Origin of the sequence: Microbacterium sp. NPDC087591, assembly GCF_044743625.1 — a bacterium.
Lineage (GTDB): Bacteria > Actinomycetota > Actinomycetes > Actinomycetales > Microbacteriaceae > Microbacterium.
Genome location: NZ_JBIUWU010000001.1, coordinates 779,452 through 796,882, shown reverse-complemented (window position 1 = coordinate 796,882; position 17,431 = coordinate 779,452). Strand labels below are relative to the sequence as shown.

Here is a 17,431-nt window from a genome sequence, read left to right as displayed (position 1 = left end):
AGTGATCGGACGAGGCCGCATGACCCCGACAGTGCATCGACGACAGGAGAACGCTCATGAACGACGTCAGTGACTTCATCCGTGCGGACGTTCCGCCATCCGGCCCCGGATGCGTGGACTGCGAGAAGATCGACTCCTGGTGGCTGCACCTGCGCCGATGCGCCTTTTGCGGACACATCGGATGCTGTGACGACTCCCTCCACAAGCACGCCACGAAGCACGCTCGCGAGAGCGGTCACCGAGTGATACAGAGCTTCGAACCCGGCGAGGACTGGTTCTGGGACTTCGTCACCGAGACGACGTTCGAGGGTCCGCTTCTCGCGCCGCCGCGAAGCCACCCTCGATCCCAGAGCACGCCCGGGCCGGCGAACCGGGTGCCGAGGGACTGGGAAGACCAGCTCGCCGGAGACGCGTGACGAGCGTCACCGCCGGCGGGAAGCTGCCGCTCAAGGTCATCGCAGACGTCGACGGACGAGACTCGTATGCGCTGCGTGACTATCTGACACGCAGCGAAGTGCCGTTCCTGTCCGTCAGCGTGCCCATCGGCGCTCGGGAGGTCGAAGGTGTGGTCCTGGCCGGGCGGCGGCTTCCGCTGGTGCTGTTCGCCGACGGGAGTCTGCTCGAGCACCCCACGCCGGCTCAGGTGGCGGCTGCCCTCGGCTGGGTGAAGCCGCCATCGCGGTCGACGTACGACCTCGTCATCCATGGGGCGGGCCCCGCGGGACTCTCCGCGGCCGTGTACGCCGCATCCGAGGGGCTCGCCGTCGCCGTCGTCGAGCGCGACGCCGTCGGCGGTCAGGCAGGTTTCAGCAGCCTCATCGAGAACTACCTCGGATTCCCCGGCGGTGTCTCCGGAGCAGAGCTCGCCGAGCGGGCCCGTCGGCAGGCGCTCTCCTTCGGGGCCGAGCTCGTCGTCATGCAGTACGGCGTGGATCGCACGTTCAAGGATCACGATGTGCGCGCCGTGCTCGCGGACGGGTCGGAGATCCATGCGCGCGCGGCGCTCTCGGCGACGGGAGTGCAGTGGAGGCGACTCGGCCTCGACAGGGAGCGCGAATGGGAAGGCGCGGGGATCTACTACGGCGCGGGTACCAGCGAAGCCTCCGCCTGCATCGGGCTGCACGTGTACGTCGTCGGCGGCGCGAACTCCGCAGGACAGGCGGCGATGAACCTGGCTGCGCACGCTGCGCACGTCACCGTTCTCGTGCGTGGAGCATCGCTCTCGTCGACGATGTCGGCCTACCTGCTCAACCGGCTCGCGGCGAAGTCGAACGTCACCATCCTCGTCCACACCCGTGTCGTGGCCGTCGACGGGGACGAGCACCTGAGAGAGATCACGCTCGACCAGGCAGGTGCGACGAAGCGGATCCCCGCGACGCACCTGTTCGTCTGCATCGGCGGGGCTCCGAACACCGAATGGGCCGCACCCACCGACGTCCGCCTCGACGGCGGCGGGTTCGTTCTCACCGGTGTCGACCTGGGGCCGGCTGATCTGGAACGGTGGCCGCTGAGGCGTGCACCGTTCTATCTGGAGACGTCCGTCCCCGGGATCTTCGCCGCCGGCGACGTGCGAGCGAACTCCGTCAAGCGCGTCGCATCAGCCGTGGGTGAGGGCGCGATGGCGGTGGCTCTCGTGCATCGGTATCTCGCGGAATCGGACTAGCTCAGGCGCGACGGGTTCGTCGAGACCGCGGATTCCTCGTGGAATCGGCGTGCCGCCGCCCTCCTCGTGTTCACGCCCCACTTCGAGAAGATGTGGCGGATGTGCGTGACGACCGTGTGCGGGGACACCATCAGGTCATCGGCGATCTGCTGTGTCGTCAGCCCTGCGGCGATACGTTCGGCGACCTGATACTCGCGTGACGACAACCCCATCGGGCCGTCGCTGACAGATTTCGCCCGGGTCCGCACTCCGCGGTTCCGAAGCGTTCGCAGCACACGACTCACTTCGCGGGCCGCGCCCAGTTCCTCGAACAGTCGCATCCCCTGCACATAGCAGTCGGCCGCCTCCGCATCGGTCGGGGCGAGGCTGCCGGCGAGCTCGAGCAGCCGCGCGCGAATGAGCGGCCGGTCCACCTCCGCCATCAGGGCCACGGCCTCCATCACGTGCGCGAACGATCCATCGCGTACGGCCTGCACCGACAACGACACCGCCGCAACGTACGCACTGCCGGGATTCTGCGCAGCGCGACGGGCCGCGTGTCGCGCGACCTTCTCGACAGCGGCGTCGTCGCCCATCCTCTTGCTCAGATAGGCGAGGTACACGTCGTCGGAGAAGTCCGCGGGGGTTGTCATCGAGGGGACGGGGACGCTGACGCACTCACGGGCCAGCGCCGTGTGCCGGTATGCCGCCTCGATGTCTCCGAGATCGAACGCTTCGAGCGCCAGGCTCCAACGACCGGTGCGGGTCAGGCTCACGCCATCCGCCAGCTGCTGCACGAGCGGCCGAACAGTCTGTCGCAGTTCGACGTCTCCAGTGTCCAAGGCGATCCGGTGCAGCACCACGCCCGCCGTCGCGTTCGCGAAATCTCCCAGGTGAAGCAGCTCGGCCAGGTCGAGGACGGTCTCCGCCTGCTCGCGAGCCGGATCCAGGCGACCGAGGTCATAGAGGACACGTGAGCGGACCATCATCCAGTACGCCTCGGCGACGACGTGCTTCGCGGTTCTCGCATCGCGCAGACCGTCGTCGACGAGCCGCAGAGCGTCGGCGCACTCGCCCCTGCTGTTGACCATGAAAGCCATCCACAGGCCCTCGGGAACCCAGAGCGCCGCCGACCTGCCGGCGCGTTCGAGTTTCTCGAGCGCCGAGGTCTGCAGCCGTTGGGCTTCGTCGAAGCGGTTCTCGTTGAACAGGAGTACCGATTCGGTGGCGTCCACGGTGGCGACTGCGAGCACATCGCGTTCATCGTCGGCGTGCTGACGGGCGCGTGCGAGGCTGTCGCGCAGACCGACGGCGTCGGCGCTGTTCGCGTAGTTGAGCGCCCGAACCGCGAGCAGTTGGACCGTAGTCTCCTGTGACACGCCGCCGAGGGCAAGCGCCGCTTCGGTCTCCGCGATCGCCTTGCCGAAGTCGGATTCTGTCAGCTGCCGAGCGAAGGCGAGACTGACCCGTGCACGTTCGTCCGCGCTGAGTCCGGGCGTGAGCGACTCGCGTATGCGAACCGCATCGTCGTGGAGACCGCCGGCGAGTACCAGTGGCAGCAGCTCGACCACGCGGGTGGAGTGGTGAGTCCGCCCCTGCGCGAGCTGTGCTCCGCGTACCGTCAACTCTGCCGCGCCGCGGGCATCGGCAAGAGCGAGCTCCCTGGCCGCGGTGAAGAGCAGCTCGATGGATGCGTCGTCTCCGGCTTCGGCCGCTGCTGAGATCGGGGACGCGAGCGAAGACACCGACTCCCCGGCCCTCAGCCGCCGCTGCAGAACCTCACGAGCGACCGCTCTCCGTACCGTCGGGGACAGGCTGTCGTACGCTGCCGTCTGAATCGTGTCGTGACGGAACGCGAAACCGCTCCCCGTGTCGACGACGAATCCGAGGTCGAGGAGTTGCTGAATCGCCGGCACGGCCTCCGCAGCGGATTGGCCGATGACGTCCAAGACGCCGCTGAGAGGGAACTCCCGTCCGTAGAGGCTGCCGATCTGAGCGATTCGACGGGCGTCAGCGTCGAGCGCTGCGATGCGTTCTCGCACGGACGCCCCGTATCTTGCGGGAACCGTGTTCTGCTGGAGATCGACCATGCCGCGGGACGGATGCAGAAGCCCCTCTTCCTCCATCCCGCGGAGCAGCTCGAGAATCAGCAGCGGCGACCCGCCGGTCTTGCGGATCGCGGCCTCGACCTTCGGGCCAGGTGCGGCGCCCAGAACATCGCGGGCCATCGCATCGACGGCGTCGACGCCGAGCGAAGCGAGATCGATGACGGACGCGAACTCTCGAAGGTGGATGAGGAACCGTCGATGCTCGAGACCGTAGGCTCCGCTGCGTGTCGCGAAGACCCAGTACACGGGGAGGCCGTCAAGGGCTCGCAGCAGCGCGGTGATCACGGAGAGGGATCCGGAATCCAACCACTGCAGGTCATCGACGACGACGAGCACGCCCGCCCGAGAACTCGCAGCCTCCAGCGCGTCTCCGATCGCGCGTGTGATCCAGTACTGCGGCGACATTCCTCGAATCGCCGTGTACAGCTCGTCAGCGCTGAGCAGAGGGGGGTCCGTGTCGGTCACTGCATCGATGAGAGCGCCCAACGGCGACAGTTGCGAATCGAAATCCGGGGCGACGACGAGCGTCGACCATCCGCGTCCCTTCGCCTGCTGCAGAGCATGCTGCAGCAGGCGGGTCTTTCCCATGCCAGGGTCGCCGGAGAAGACCGTGACGGCGTTCTGGCCGGCGAAGGCGAGGTCGAAGCCCTGCTCGATCGCGTGCACCTCAGATTTCCGACCGCGGACGGGAATCAGGTAGAGATCGGCTGCACTGCCCGCAAGCGCGTCGCGGCTGCTGGCACGATGCGGCTTGTCGGACGGGGGCACGCACTCACGATACTCGGACGACGGTTGGACGTGAGACGAAGCGGGTCTCGCCAATCGTCGCAACGCTCTCCGGTCGGATGGTGCGCGAATAGAGCATGCGATGTGTCGGTCGGCAGCGGGGGATGTGCCCGCGGAAACCGCCGAATAGCGTCGCACCTGCGAACGCCGGATCGGCGGATCGTGCCACATCCACACCCGCCGGACGCCGGCATGAAACGAAGGAGCCTCCCATGGCTGCAACCCCTCGCCCCGACCTCGTGCTCTCGCACGCAGTGGTCACGTCTGACGTGACCGGCAACTTCGATGACATCGACATCGAAGCATGGCTGAAGAACCTCCCCACCCATGAGTACCAGCGCTGCGCGCCTGGCGACCACAAGGCGGCCGGCTACACGGTCGACGACGACGGCACGCCCATGTCGATCAACGTCGAGGTCATCGGCACCGGCCTCGTGATCCAGCAGTACCGCTATGAGGTCGCGAGCAAGCACTACTGCAAGATGGTGTCGATCTCCGACATCCTCACCCCGACCGGTTGGACCACCACGCAGGTGATCTGGGAGCTGGGCATGGAGCAGCTCGAGGGCGACCAGCTGCGCTACGTCAACACCGTCACCTCGCACCCGACGGAGGAGTTCCTGGAGTTCATCACGGCCAGCGGTGCGACATTCGAAGAGGCCGCCGCCGCCCGTCAGGAGGCCTCGGGCCGCCACTGCGAGCTCGAGACGCCGCACTACGCGCAGAGCATCGTCGCGTACGCCAGGGCGAACGCATCCGCCTGACCCGTCAGGGTGGGGGAGGCAGACTGTCTCCTCCACCCGCTCGCGTTCGATGACGAAGGAACCCATGACCTCAGCAGTCCGTTTCACCCGACCAGGTCCCCCTGACGTGCTCCGCCTCATCTCGGTGGAGCGCCCACATCCCGCGCCGCACGAAGTGCGCATCAGCGTCCATGCCGCCGGCATCAACAACGCCGACCTACTCGAGCGTCGCGGCCACTACCCGGTGCCGCCGGGGGCTCCTCCCGGGCTCGGGCTGGAATGCGCTGGTGTCATCGACGCCGTCGGCGCGGAGGTCACCGACTGGAAGGTGGGGGACGAGGTCTGCGCGCTCCTCGACGGAGGCGGCTACGCGGAGGAAGTCGTCGTCCCCGCCACCCAGGTGATGCCCAAGCCCACCACTCTGACCATGCTGGAAGCGGCCGGGCTTCCTGAAGTCGCCTGCACGGTCTACTCGAACCTCGCCATGATCGCGGGGCTGACGGCGGGGCAGACCGTCCTCATCCACGGTGCGGCCGGCGGCATCGGGTCCTTCGCCACGCAGTGGGCGACCGCCATCGGTGCCCGTGTCATCGGTACCGCCGGCAGCAAGGCGAAGACAGACGCCGTCCTCGGCTTCGGAGCCTCGGTCGCCATCGACTACCGCAGCGAGGACTTCGCGTCGGTCACGCGCACCGTCACGAACGAGCGCGGCGTCGATGCCATCCTCGACATCGTCGGAACGCCGTACCTCGAAAGCAACGTCGAATGCCTCGCCGACGATGGGCATCTGGTCATCATCGGGGGATCCACGGGTCCCGTCACCCTGGATCTGTGGGAACTCATGTCGCGTCGAGCGAGCATCTCAGCCACTCTTCTCCGGGCGCGCCCCGCGGCGCAGAAGGCGGAGATCGTCGCGGGAGTGACACGCGACGTCCTGCCGCTCGTCGACAGCGGTGCGATCCGCGGTGCCGTCGACGCTGTGTTCCCTCTCGCGGAGGCGAACCGCGCCCATGAACTTCTCGAAGGCGGGCAGACCGTGGGGAAGGTCGTGCTGAACGCCCTCGAGCAGTAGCCCGCCCGGGGCTGGATCTGTCGGGCAGCGGCATCGAACGGGGAGTGCTGCTCCCGACGGATCACCTCACTTCTGGAGAGATCATGAACACATCAGGTCCGGGACCGGCACCCGGCGGCGCCACCGCCCCGAGCTCCACCGCCGCGCCGCAGTCGATCTGGGCGCCGCTGTCCGTTCCCATCTTCCGGGCGCTCTGGCTGACGGCCCTGGTCAGCAACGTCGGTACGTGGATGCAGACCGTCGGAGCGCAGTGGTTCATGGTGGAGCAGCACACTCATCCGCTGCTCATCGCCCTCATCCAGACGGCGTCCGCCGCCCCCGTCCTGCTTCTCGGCATTCCCGCAGGGGTGCTCGGTGAGTTCTTGAATCGTCGGTCGGTCCTCATCTGGATGCAGACGCTGCAGGTGCTGCTGAGCGCGGCGCTGGTGACGCTGACTGCGACGGGCGAGATGACGCCCTACCTGCTGCTGGTCATCACTCTGCTCCTCGGCGCGGCGACGGCGGTGCAGTTGCCCGCCTACCAAGCGCTGTCGGCGGAGATCGTCCCGCTGCGGATGGTGCCGATGGCCGCCTCGCTGAGCGCGGTCTCGGTCAACGTGGCCCGCGCCATCGGACCTGCGATCGCGGGTGTGCTCCTGTCGAGCTTCGGAGTCGCGTTCGTCTTCGGGATGAACCTGCTCTCCTTCGCCGCGTTCCTCGTCGTGCTGGTCGCCTGGCGCACGTATCGCCCCGACGTCCATCAAGCCGAGCGCTTCGTCGACGCGGCGCGTGCGGGGCTCCGCTACGTCGCCCAGGCCGCCGTCGTGCGGCGGATGTATGTGCGACTGGGGGCGTTCGTCGTCCCGGCCAGCGTGCTGTACGCGCTGTTGCCGCTCCTGGCCACCCAGCGACTGAAGCTCGACTCCGCGGGGTACGGTCTCCTGCTCGCCGGACTCGGGATCGGATCCGTCGCGGCCGCGTTCCTGATCCCGTGGTTCCACGCCCTCGGCGCCAATCGGACGGTGCTGCTGTCATCGGCGCTGTTCGGACTCGCGACAGTCGGAGTTGCGGCGTCGCCTTACATCGCGCTGACACTGCCGATCCTCGCGGTTGCCGGGGCGGCGTGGATAGGCGTCGTCGCCACACTGAACGGCGCCGTTCAGTCGTTCCTCCCGATCTGGGTCCGCGCCCGGGGGCTGTCCGTCTACCAGATGGTGCTCTACGGAGCCATGGCGACCGGTGGTCTTGCGAGCGGAATCGTCGCGGGGTGGATCGGCGCGATCGTCACCAGCGCCATCGCGGGAGCGGTGACGCTCCTCGTCGCCGCGTCGCAACTCCTCTGGCCACTGCTCGACACAGCAGACAAGAGGAGAGAGACCTTCACGCTTCCGTTGGCGGATGCCGTGCAGGAGGTCGATGGCACGCGCCCCACCCTGGTCCTGGTCCGCTACGACGTCGCCGAGGAGCAGGAGGCCGCGTTCGTGCAGCAGATGGGCGCCGTCGAGCACAGCCGACGACGCACAGGCGCGCGCACCTGGGCGCTGTATCAGGACCGTGAGGACGGCACGTGGGTGGAGGTTTTCGGCATCGGCAGCTGGAGCGAACATCTCCAACAGCACCGAACCAGACTCACGCGATACGACCAGGTCGTGCTCGAGACGGCGAGCGCTCTCGCACGGTCGGTGGACGTGAACCACCTCATCGAGCACGACACATGAGCGCGGCCCGCATCGCACGGGCGCTCGTGCGGTTCGCTCCCGCGTCCGGTGCGTGGGTTCCCGCCACACAGGCCGCCGTCGCCGTCGCCGGTCCGCCCGCGGTGTTCGCCGCCGTCGGACATCTGCGTCTGGGGCTGCTCGCGTCGTTCGGAGCACTCATCGTGCTCTACCTCTCCGGGCGCAGCAGACGCGAGCGCGCCGCGAAGCTGCCGGTCATCGCTGCCGGTTTCCTCGCGGGAGCCGTCGCCGGCATCAGCACCGGAAGCTCCCTGCCGTCCAGTCTGCTCGCCATGAGCATCATCGGCGTCGGGTTCTCGTACCTGAGCCTGACGTTCGATGTGGGCCCGCCCGGCGCCATCTTCCCTGTCCTCACCGCCGGTTCCCTGGGGCAGCTCACGGCACCCGTGTCGACGGGGGGAGGCGGGGCGGACCCGCTGCATGTGCTCCCGGTCGTGGGGCTGGGCGTTGTGACCGGGTACCTCGTGATCGTCGCGCCACTCGCGCTCCCTCGCGCACGCGCGGGGGATGCGAAGCTCCCCGCGGACTACCGCTGGACGTACACCCGGGGACCGGATTCCGTCCGCATCTTCGCACGCCTCACTGTCGCCGTCGTCCTCGCGGTGCTCGTGAGCGCATCGCTGGGGCTCCACCACGGGGGATGGGTGCTCCTCGCCGTCATCGGCATCCTGCAGAAGGACTCCGATCTGCACCTTGGGACGCTCCGGATGGCCCAGCGGCTCATCGGAACGTCTCTCGGTGTCTGCGTCGCACTCGTGTTCCTGCTGTGGATACCGGAGGGGTTCGCGCTCGTCGCCGTCGTCGGCGCCCTCGTCTTCGGGTTCGTGTTCTTCCTCCACAGCAACCTCATGTTCGCGCTCATGCTGGTGACTCCGATGGCGCTGCTTCTGGTGGCCGGCGGCAGTCGTCCGCTTCTCGAGGCATCCATGGGTACGCGGATCATCGACACCGTCGCCGGGGGTGCGGTCGCCGGCGCCGTGCTGTGCGCAGCAGCTGTCAGCCGCCGGTGGGCCGTGCGCGGCGCTCGAACCCCGAGCGCGACGAAGGGGGTGTGACATATCGTCACACCCCCTTCGGAGAGGGGTTCCCCGCTCAGCGCAGTGGTGTGATGCCCTGCGCGCCGCGTGGGAACGACGCCAGCACCGCGGGGTCGATGTTGAGGTGCGCGGAGACGAGCTGCGGCGGCACATGGGAGAGCCAGTTCGCGAGGGAGATCTCCTCGTACTTGTCGGTGCGGAACACCTCGAGGAACTGCAGCACGTCGTCACCCGTGTTCTCGATGTAGTGGCCGAAGTTCTTGCGCACCACACCGACGTCTCCGGCACGGAAGTCGGTGGTGTTCGCGTGCGGACCGGTGTTGAACACGGTCATCCGCGCGGATCCGCGCAGGTAGTACTGCCACTCGTCGGCGTTGGGGTGCCAGTGCAGCTCGCGCATGGAGCCGGGCTCCACCGTCACCAAGGCCGCAGCCACCGTGCTCGAGTACGTGTAGTTGGAGGAGTCGGCGATCTGGATGCTTCCTCCGGTGTTCTGATACAGCGGCTTCGACCGCGACAGTCGGAAGATCACGGGCTCCATGCCCCATTCGACTCCTGCGGCGGCCTGGTCGACCTCCAGCGCGGGCGGTTCGTCGCCGGGGAAGATCCAGAGGTTGTGCAACGGGATGTCGGAGAAGACCTCCTGCGCCACGCCGAAGTTCTTGGCGAGGACCTCGGGCGGCGTGTGCGCGAACCAGTCCGTCAACAGCAGCGTGTTCGACTCGGACTGGTCGCCGTCGTCGAACGCGAGGACGAACTCCGCGCCGTCCGGCCCCAGTCCCTGGAGGGAGTGCGGTGTGCCGGCGGGGAAGAACCACAGGTCGCCTTCCTCCACGTCTTCGACGGCGGGGAGCCCTGACCGGCTGAGCGTGGTGACCCGCGCCTTGCCCCGGGTCATGACCGCCCACTCGGCGGTCTGGTGCCAGTGCAGTTCGCGAATGCCGCCCGGCTCGAGGTACATGTTGACGCCGGCGATCTCGTCGGAGATGTGGAAATCCTGCTTCGTGAGCTCGCGCGCCCATCCGCCGCGCTGCACGCGGCGGGGGGAGATGTTGAACGAGGACCAGAAGAACGGCTGCGTGCTGATGTCCGTCGCGGGTGCGTGCATTTGATTGGGGAACTGCGACTCGACGGCTTCGTTCTGCGGCCCGGTCATGGCGTTGCTCTGCGGGCGGTCGGCGATGTTCACCTCGCCCTCCTGCGGAAGATCGGGGTTTCCGAACGTGGGGGTCTCATGTCCCAGCTGGGCGCTCTCGGACGTGTCCATGGGGTGCTCCTTCGTGACGGTTCCGGACGTTACTCAGGAGTCTGCCGACGGGGGGCCGAACGGCGCACCGAGGAGTGACGAGTGCTCTCTCGACTCTCGTCGGATGATCGGTCGCCGGCAGCGCGTTTCCCTGGGAAGCCGCCCGCCCGATGGAGGCTCCATGTCGTCGACCGTCCGTACCGCCAGACTTCATTACCCGCTGCTCGAGACCGCCGGTGCCGCGGTGACTCTCGCACTCACGTCCGGCCTCCTCAACGCCTGGACGTTCGCGCAGGTGGGCACGTTCGCGACGGTCCAGTCTGGGAACCTGTTGTCCATCGGCTACTTCCTCGCCGAAGGCGACCACGCGAAAGTGCTTCTCGCCGCCACCAGTGTCATGGTCTTCGCGTTCGGCGCCTTCGTGTGCAGCATCTACGTGCTCTGGCGAGCGCGGGAGAACAGAGCCTATTCCGCTGAGGTCCTCGTCTTCGAGTTCATCGTCATCGCGATCGTTGCCGTCCTCACCGCGACGACGGGGATCAGCGGGTGGGTCGTCGCGTGGGCGGTGAGCTTCATCGCGGGAGTCCAAGGAAACGCCTTCCATCGTGAGACGGGAATGCTCTACGGGAACATCGCCGTCACATCCGTCGTCCAGATGGCCGCGAGCCTCGTGGGGCGCGCACTCGGACGCCGGATCTCCGACGACGGGCAGCCGCACCTGCGTCCCGCCGGAGCGTATCTGGTCGTTCTCATCGCCTTCCTCGTCGGTGGTGGCGTGGGGTTCGCCATCGACCAGTTCTGGGAGGGAGCGTCCCTCGCTGTCGCCGCTGCGCTCCTGCTGGTCCTCTTCCTCTTCGCGGCTGCCGATCGCGGATCCGTCGACCCGTCGCAGAACAATCCCACCCCGTGACCGGAGGAACGAGCACGCAGACTCGTCAAAAGTAGGAGCACGACGGATCGACTCCGAGGTTACGTAGAGGGAGCTCCGCCGACCCACGCGGAGACCTCATGACGGAACCCGGGCTCTGCCCGGCTCGACAACCCCAGGGAGACTCTCATGACCTTCGTGACCACAGACGACGGGACGGAAATCTACTTCAAGGATTGGGGTCCCCGTGACGCTCAGCCCATCATGTTCCACCACGGATGGCCGCTGTCGTCGGACGACTGGGACGCTCAGATGCTCTACTTCCTCGGCAAGGGCTTTCGCGTCATCGCCAGCGACCGTCGGGGTCATGGCCGCTCCTCGCAGACCAGCGTCGGCCACGACATGGACCACTACGCGAGTGATGCGAGCGCCGTCGTCGAGCACCTCGACCTGCGCAACGCCGTCCACGTCGGTCACTCGACCGGCGGGGGACAGGTCGCCCGGTACGTCGCGAAGTACGGCGAGCCCCAGGGGCGTGTCGCCAAGGCTGTGCTTGTGTCGTCCGTTCCGCCCCTGATGGTGCAGACGGATGCGAACCCCGAGGGCACGCCGATCTCCGTGTTCGACGGCTTCCGCGAAGCGCTGGCAGCGAACCGTGCCGAGTTCTTCCACGCTGTCGCCTCCGGTCCGTTCTACGGGTTCAACCGCGACGGCGTGACGGTATCGGAGCCCGTCGTCGCCAACTGGTGGCGTCAGGGCATGACCGGAAGCGCGCTCGCCCACTACGAGGGCATCAAGGCCTTCTCCGAGACCGACCAGAGCGATGACCTCAAGGCGATCTCCGTGCCCGTGCTCGTCTTGCAGGGCGATGACGATCAGGTCGTTCCTTACAAGGACGCCGCGGTCAAGCAGGCAGAGCTCCTGAGCGACGCGACCCTGAAGATCTACGAGGGCTACCCGCATGGCATGCTCACCACTCATGCCGACGTCATCAACCCCGACATCCTGGCGTTCATCCAGCAGTAGCGGGAATCGGTGACCGGGGGCAGCGTGTTCGACGATCTCGGGCGCGCTGCCCCTCTCGCATGCACGCTCCGCGCTGCTGGTCGCCGACACCCACCTGCCCGGTTCCGCGCGGGTGTCGGCGACGGCCTGGCGCCGTGCTGAGGGGCCCCTGCGTCCGGCCTATGCATAGGAACCCGCGCGTAAACTGAGAATCGTGCCACTCGCCCCGACGGTCATTCCGCCCCGCAGCGGCCGCTCCTCCCGCCCCGTGCCCTCACGCCGTGCGATCGGAGCCGCGCTCGCCGCAGTTTTGGCGATCGGTCTGAGCGCCTGCGCTCCCGATCCGGTGAGCGAATCGTTCCTGAGCGGCGAGAACACCGGCTACGTGGCCGCCGACGGCGCGATCGTCGAGATCCCCGTCGCCGACCGCGGCGAGGCCGTCGACTTCGGCGGCGTCACGGAAGACGGTGAGTCCTTCGACAGCGCCGACCTGGCCGGCCAGGTCACGGTCGTCAACTTCTGGTACGCCGGGTGCGCCCCGTGCCGGGTGGAGGCCGCCGACCTCGAGAGCGTCTGGCAGGACTTCGCCGACCAGGGCGTGTCGTTCGTCGGCATCAACACGCGCGACCAGGCCGACACGGCGAAGGCCTTCTCGGACGAGTTCGGTGTCACGTACCCGAGCCTGATCGACGTCGACACGGCCGAGGCGAAGCTCGCGTTCGCCGAGGCCGTCCCGATCGCGGCGACGCCGACCACCCTCGTGCTCGACAAGCAGGGCCGAGTGGCCGCGCGCATCATCGGGCCGATCGAGGGGACCTCGATCCTCTCCACGCTCGTCAAGGACGCGCTCGCGGAGACGTCGTGATCCGCGCGGGAGCGTTGTGAACGCCGAAGCGATCATCGGATCCGGTGCCCTCTGGCTCGCCATCCCCGTGGCGATGCTCGCCGGCCTCGTCTCGTTCCTGTCACCGTGCGTGCTGCCGCTGGTCCCCGGCTACCTCGGGTTCCTCGGCGGCGCGGTCGCGGCGCGCCCGTCCGCGAGCACCGCAGGTTCGACGGATGCCGCGGGCAGCGGCCGCGGCCGACTCGTGCTCGGCGTGCTGCTCTTCATCCTCGGCTTCAGCGTGGTGTTCATCGCCCTGACGGTCCTCGGCGGCACCGCGGGCGTGTTCTTCCTGCGCTGGGGCGACCTGATCACCCGTATCCTCGGCGTCGTCATCATCCTGATGGGACTGGTGTTCCTCGGACTCTTCGGTTTCGCGCAGCGCGAGTTCCGCTTCCACGTCGACTCCCGGTTCGGCGTGATCGGCGCGCCTCTGCTCGGCATCGCGCTCGGCATCGGTTGGGCGCCGTGCATGGGACCGACCCTCGCCGCGATCGTCGCCCTCTCCTTCAACGCCGGCGATCCGGTGCGCGCCGGGTTCCTCGGGCTCGCCTACTCGCTCGGTCTCGGCATCCCGTTCCTGCTGGTCGCACTCGGCTTCGGCTGGGCGACCAAGACCATCGGGTTCCTGCGCCGCCACATCCGCGTCGTGAACATCATCGGGGGAGTGCTCTTGATCGTGCTGGGTGTGCTCATGGTTACCGGCCTCTGGACCGACATCATGTCGCGACTGACGGCGGTGATCAGCAGTGTCCCGCTCCCCATCTGATGAGAAGAACGCAGACGAGATGACCAAGGCCGCCGTGAACAAGAAGAACAGCGACACGTCCGACCCGCTGCGCCCCTCGGATCACATCGACGGAGACGAGTCGATCGCCCAGCCGCGACTCGGACTGGTCGGATGGCTGCGCTGGGGCTGGCGTCAGCTGACCTCGATGCGCACGGCGCTGGTGCTGCTGCTCGTGCTCGCGATCGCCGCGATCCCCGGCTCGATCTTCCCGCAGCGCATGGCCGACCCCAACGGCGTCACCCAGTGGCAGCGCGACAACCCTGACATCTTCCCGATCCTCGACGCGCTCAAGCTGTTCGACGTCTATCTGTCTCCGTGGTTCTCGGCGATCTACCTGCTGCTGTTCGCCTCGCTCGTCGGCTGCGTCATCCCGCGCATCAAGCACCACGCCAAGGCGCTGCGGGCGCGGCCGCCGCGCACCCCCGCGCGACTGCAGCGGCTCGAGGACTTCCGTGCCGTGCAGCGCACTGCCGCGGATCCCGAGTCCGCTGCCGCCGCATCGGTCGACATCGCGACCTCGCAGCTGAAGGCGCTGGGCTACCGCGTTGAGCGGTACGACCGCGGCCGCACGTTCTCGGTGTCGGCGGAGCGCGGCTACTGGCGTGAGACCGGCAACCTGCTCTTCCACCTGGCTCTGGTCGGCGTGCTGATCACGGTCGGCATCGGTGGCGGCTTCTCATACACCGGACAGCGCGTGCTGGTCGAGGGTGAGACCTTCGCGAACACCCTCGTCGACTACGACTCGATGAACCGTGGCCGCTTCGTCGGCGACGACGCCCTGGCGCCGTACACGATGCGGCTCGACTCCTTCGACGTGAGCTACCAGCCCTTCGGCGAGCCAGGGTCGGGGCAGGCCGGAGACTTCTCGGCCAACGTCACGGTGAAGGAGAACGGTGAGGAGCGCACCGGCTCCGTCAAGGTCAACGAACCTCTCGGCGTCGCCGACGACAACGTCTTCCTGCTCGGCAACGGCTACGCGCCGAGGATCACGGTGCGCAACGCCGATGGCGATGTCGTGTTCACGGGCAGCACTCCGTTCCTGCCGCAGGACGCGCAGATGTTCTCCCTGGGGATCATCAAGATCACGGACGGCATGCCCGAGCAGCTCGGTATCCGCGGGTTGTTCTATCCGACGACGGGCGTCCTGGATTCGGGCGCGTTCTTCTCGGCCTATCCTGCGCTCACGAATCCGACCCTGACGCTCGATGTGTTCGCGGGTGACCTCGGCATCGACGGCGGAAGCCCCAAGTCCGTCTACGTGCTCGACACGTCGGACCTGACCCAGCTCACCGGGCGCGCGGTCGGCAAGGACTCCATCCAGCTGGCCCCTGGCGACACCGCCGACCTGCCGAACGGCATGGGCACCGTGACCTTCGAGGACGACTCGCCCGCGGGGGCGACCGATGCCTCTCAGTCGGTCAAGCGGTTCGCCTCGCTGCAGATCCACCGCGACGACTCCGGTCCCTGGGTGCTCGGCTTCGCGCTGCTCGCGCTTGGCGGCCTCATGCTTGCGCTCTTCGTGCCGCGCCGCCGCGTGTGGGTCAAGGCCACGGCGACCGCCGACGGCATCGCCCTCGAGTACGCCGGACTCGCGCGCGGCGAGGATCCCACTATTGCGATCGCTCTCGACGACCTGGTCGCCGGTCACGGGCGCCTGCTCGACGCCGAGGGCGGATCGGCAGCGGTCGCCGCGCAGGACGCTTCGACGAGCTCAGCGACCCGGGCAGAGGGCTCAGCGACCCAGGCAGAGGGCTCAGTGACCCAGGCAGAGGGCTCGGCGGCTCCCGACGTCGCTCCCGCATCCGACACCCCGAAAGTAGACTGACACCATGTTCGACCTCAACGTGATCTCGCCGATCCTGCTGTGGACGGCGATCGCGATCTACGCCGCTGCGTTCGTGGCCTACGCCTTCGACCTCGCGCGTCGTTCGCAGCTGAGCGCCGACTCGCAGACGGTCGCTCAGGCCGAGCTCGTGGGCGCAGCCGTCGGCGCCCGCGGTACCGCGGCGTCGAAGGTCGCACCTGGCACCACGGATGCCGCGCCGCAGCGCTTCGTGATGGCCCGCATCGGCACCTCGCTGACGGTGCTCGCGTTCCTGTTCCACTTCGCCGCGACCCTCACCCGGGGCATCGCGGCCGGACGCGTCCCGTGGGCGAACCTCTACGAGTTCGCGATGATCGGCACGCTGCTGATCATCGCCGTCTACCTGATCGTGCTGTTCCGTGTCGATCTGCGGTTCCTCGGCACGTTCATCACCGGCCTCGTCGTGGTGCTGCTCGGACTCGCGGCCACGAACTTCTACATCGACGTGTCGCCGCTCATGGACCCGCTGAAGAGCGTGTGGCTGGTCATCCACGTGTTCGTGGCATCGCTCGGCACGGCGTTCTTCGCGCTCGCCTTCGCGCTGTCGGTCATCCAGCTGATGCAGTCTCGTCGGGAGCGCCTCGTGTCCGAGGGCGCGGAGAAGACGGGACCCGGCTTCCTGCGCACCTTCCCCGGGTCTGAGCGACTCGAGAGCATGGCGTACCGGTTCACGATCATCGGATTCATCCTCTGGACGTTCACGCTGATCGCCGGATCGATCTGGGCGTACTACGCATGGAGCCGCTTCTGGGGCTTCGACGTCAAGGAGACCTGGACGTTCGTGATCTGGGTCCTCTATGCCGGATACATCCACGCCAGGGCGACCCGCGGATGGCGGGGAAACCCCTCGGCATGGTTGGCGATCGTCGGCTTCGCCGCCGTCATGTTCAACTTCACGATCGTGAACGTCTTCTTCAAGGGATTGCACGCCTACTCCGGCCTGTCCTGATCGCACCGCAGCAGAGGTACTGCCCTCCGATGCGCAGAGGTATGCTCATCGCGGGGGAGGCACTGTGAACGGGAGGACTGATCCGTGACCATCGAGATCGGAATCATCGAAGACCATCCTGCGATGCTGCTCGGCACCGTCGCGATCCTCCACAAGAGCGATGACATCCGCGTCGTCGCCCACGGGACGACGGCGGCGGCGGTGGTGCGCCACGGCGGACCGCTGCACGTGGTGCTGCTCGACCTGTCGCTGGCCGACGGCACGGGCCCGGCCGAGAACATCCAGGCGCTGGCGCCGCTGGGGGCGCCCATCATCGCGTACACGTCCGGCGAGAGACCGCACCTGATCCGCGAGGCTGCCCGAGCGGGCGCATCCGGGATGATCCGCAAGTCGGACCGGATCGATCTGATCGCGGATGCGGTGCGCCGGGCCGCCCGTGGCGAGATCGTCGCGAGCGCGGATTGGGCCGCGGCCCTCGAGTCGGATCGCGAGTTCGTGTCGGCGCAGCTGAGTCCCCGTGAGTCGGAGGTGCTGTCGCTGTACGCCTCGGGGGAGACCGCCAAACAGGTCGCCCAGCTGCTGTACCTGTCGCCGGAGACCATCATCGATCACGTGCGCCGCATCCGTGCCAAGTACGCCGCGGTCGATCGGGCAGCCCCCACCAAGGTCGACCTCTTCCGCCGCGCCGTGGAGGACGGGCTCGTCTCGCCCGAGCGCTGAGTC

At 67.8% G+C, this 17,431-nt stretch carries 15 protein-coding genes; 13 read left to right on the top strand and 2 right to left on the bottom strand.

All coding sequences use genetic code 11. The features are described from left to right. Positions 1 to 56 precede the first annotated feature (56 nt). The gene (locus tag ACIOVG_RS03690) at positions 57 to 416 is read left to right on the top strand and encodes a UBP-type zinc finger domain-containing protein (protein ID WP_400869154.1); all 360 of its coding nucleotides are present in this window, start codon (positions 57 to 59) and stop codon (positions 414 to 416) included. After that, on the top strand, positions 413 to 1,663 hold the full coding sequence (locus ACIOVG_RS03685) for an NAD(P)/FAD-dependent oxidoreductase (RefSeq protein WP_400869152.1): 1,251 nt from the start codon (positions 413 to 415) through the stop codon (positions 1,661 to 1,663). The genes ACIOVG_RS03690 and ACIOVG_RS03685 overlap by 4 nt, the downstream gene beginning before the upstream one ends. On the opposite strand, the gene ACIOVG_RS03680 is transcribed toward ACIOVG_RS03685, so the two are convergent. After that, positions 1,660 to 4,518: a helix-turn-helix transcriptional regulator gene (locus tag ACIOVG_RS03680; RefSeq protein ID WP_400869150.1), complete on the bottom strand. Its 2,859-nt coding sequence runs from the start codon at positions 4,516 to 4,518 to the stop codon at positions 1,660 to 1,662. The genes ACIOVG_RS03685 and ACIOVG_RS03680 overlap by 4 nt on opposite strands. A gap of 230 nt (positions 4,519 to 4,748) precedes the next feature. On the opposite strand from ACIOVG_RS03680, the gene ACIOVG_RS03675 reads away from it, so the two are divergent. The 4 genes from ACIOVG_RS03675 (at position 4,749) to ACIOVG_RS03660 (ending at position 9,121) form a co-directional block, all read left to right on the top strand. Continuing rightward, on the top strand, positions 4,749 to 5,300 hold the full coding sequence (locus ACIOVG_RS03675; protein ID WP_400869148.1) for a hypothetical protein: 552 nt from the start codon (positions 4,749 to 4,751) through the stop codon (positions 5,298 to 5,300). A 64-nt stretch (positions 5,301 to 5,364) separates the two neighbouring features. After that, positions 5,365 to 6,351 (top strand): NAD(P)H-quinone oxidoreductase, encoded by a 987-nt coding sequence (locus tag ACIOVG_RS03670; RefSeq protein ID WP_400869146.1) that lies wholly within the window; start codon positions 5,365 to 5,367, stop codon positions 6,349 to 6,351. An 83-nt stretch (positions 6,352 to 6,434) separates the two neighbouring features. Then, positions 6,435 to 8,048 (top strand): MFS transporter, encoded by a 1,614-nt coding sequence (locus ACIOVG_RS03665; RefSeq protein WP_400869144.1) that lies wholly within the window; start codon positions 6,435 to 6,437, stop codon positions 8,046 to 8,048. Next, a complete protein-coding gene (locus tag ACIOVG_RS03660) occupies positions 8,045 to 9,121 on the top strand; it encodes an FUSC family protein (protein ID WP_400869142.1) in 1,077 nt (358 codons plus the stop codon). The genes ACIOVG_RS03665 and ACIOVG_RS03660 overlap by 4 nt, the downstream gene beginning before the upstream one ends. A 37-nt stretch (positions 9,122 to 9,158) precedes the next feature. Here the strand turns inward: ACIOVG_RS03660 and ACIOVG_RS03655 are convergent, their stop codons facing one another. Then, complete coding sequence (locus ACIOVG_RS03655) at positions 9,159 to 10,370, bottom strand: cupin domain-containing protein (RefSeq protein WP_400869140.1); 1,212 nt, start codon at positions 10,368 to 10,370, stop codon at positions 9,159 to 9,161. Between the two features lie 160 nt (positions 10,371 to 10,530). On the opposite strand from ACIOVG_RS03655, the gene ACIOVG_RS03650 reads away from it, so the two are divergent. The 7 genes from ACIOVG_RS03650 to ACIOVG_RS03620 all read left to right on the top strand — a co-directional run bounded on the left by ACIOVG_RS03650 (position 10,531) and on the right by ACIOVG_RS03620 (position 17,428). Continuing rightward, complete coding sequence (locus tag ACIOVG_RS03650) at positions 10,531 to 11,259, top strand: YoaK family protein (protein WP_400869138.1); 729 nt, start codon at positions 10,531 to 10,533, stop codon at positions 11,257 to 11,259. A gap of 147 nt (positions 11,260 to 11,406) precedes the next feature. After that, entirely contained in the window at positions 11,407 to 12,243 is an 837-nt protein-coding gene (locus ACIOVG_RS03645) for an alpha/beta fold hydrolase (RefSeq protein WP_400869136.1), read from the top strand. 193 nt (positions 12,244 to 12,436) lie between these two features. After that, positions 12,437 to 13,087 (top strand): TlpA family protein disulfide reductase, encoded by a 651-nt coding sequence (locus ACIOVG_RS03640; RefSeq protein ID WP_400869134.1) that lies wholly within the window; start codon positions 12,437 to 12,439, stop codon positions 13,085 to 13,087. A gap of 16 nt (positions 13,088 to 13,103) precedes the next feature. Beyond that, positions 13,104 to 13,874: a cytochrome c biogenesis CcdA family protein gene (locus ACIOVG_RS03635; protein WP_400869132.1), complete on the top strand. Its 771-nt coding sequence runs from the start codon at positions 13,104 to 13,106 to the stop codon at positions 13,872 to 13,874. A gap of 19 nt (positions 13,875 to 13,893) precedes the next feature. Continuing rightward, complete coding sequence (locus ACIOVG_RS03630; protein WP_400869130.1) at positions 13,894 to 15,720, top strand: cytochrome c biogenesis protein ResB; 1,827 nt, start codon at positions 13,894 to 13,896, stop codon at positions 15,718 to 15,720. 4 nt (positions 15,721 to 15,724) lie between these two features. After that, complete coding sequence (gene ccsB / locus ACIOVG_RS03625) at positions 15,725 to 16,708, top strand: c-type cytochrome biogenesis protein CcsB (RefSeq protein ID WP_400869128.1); 984 nt, start codon at positions 15,725 to 15,727, stop codon at positions 16,706 to 16,708. An 84-nt stretch (positions 16,709 to 16,792) separates the two neighbouring features. Then, positions 16,793 to 17,428, top strand: coding sequence for a LuxR C-terminal-related transcriptional regulator (locus ACIOVG_RS03620; protein WP_400869126.1), 636 nt, complete (start codon positions 16,793 to 16,795; stop codon positions 17,426 to 17,428). Positions 17,429 to 17,431 lie beyond the last annotated feature (3 nt).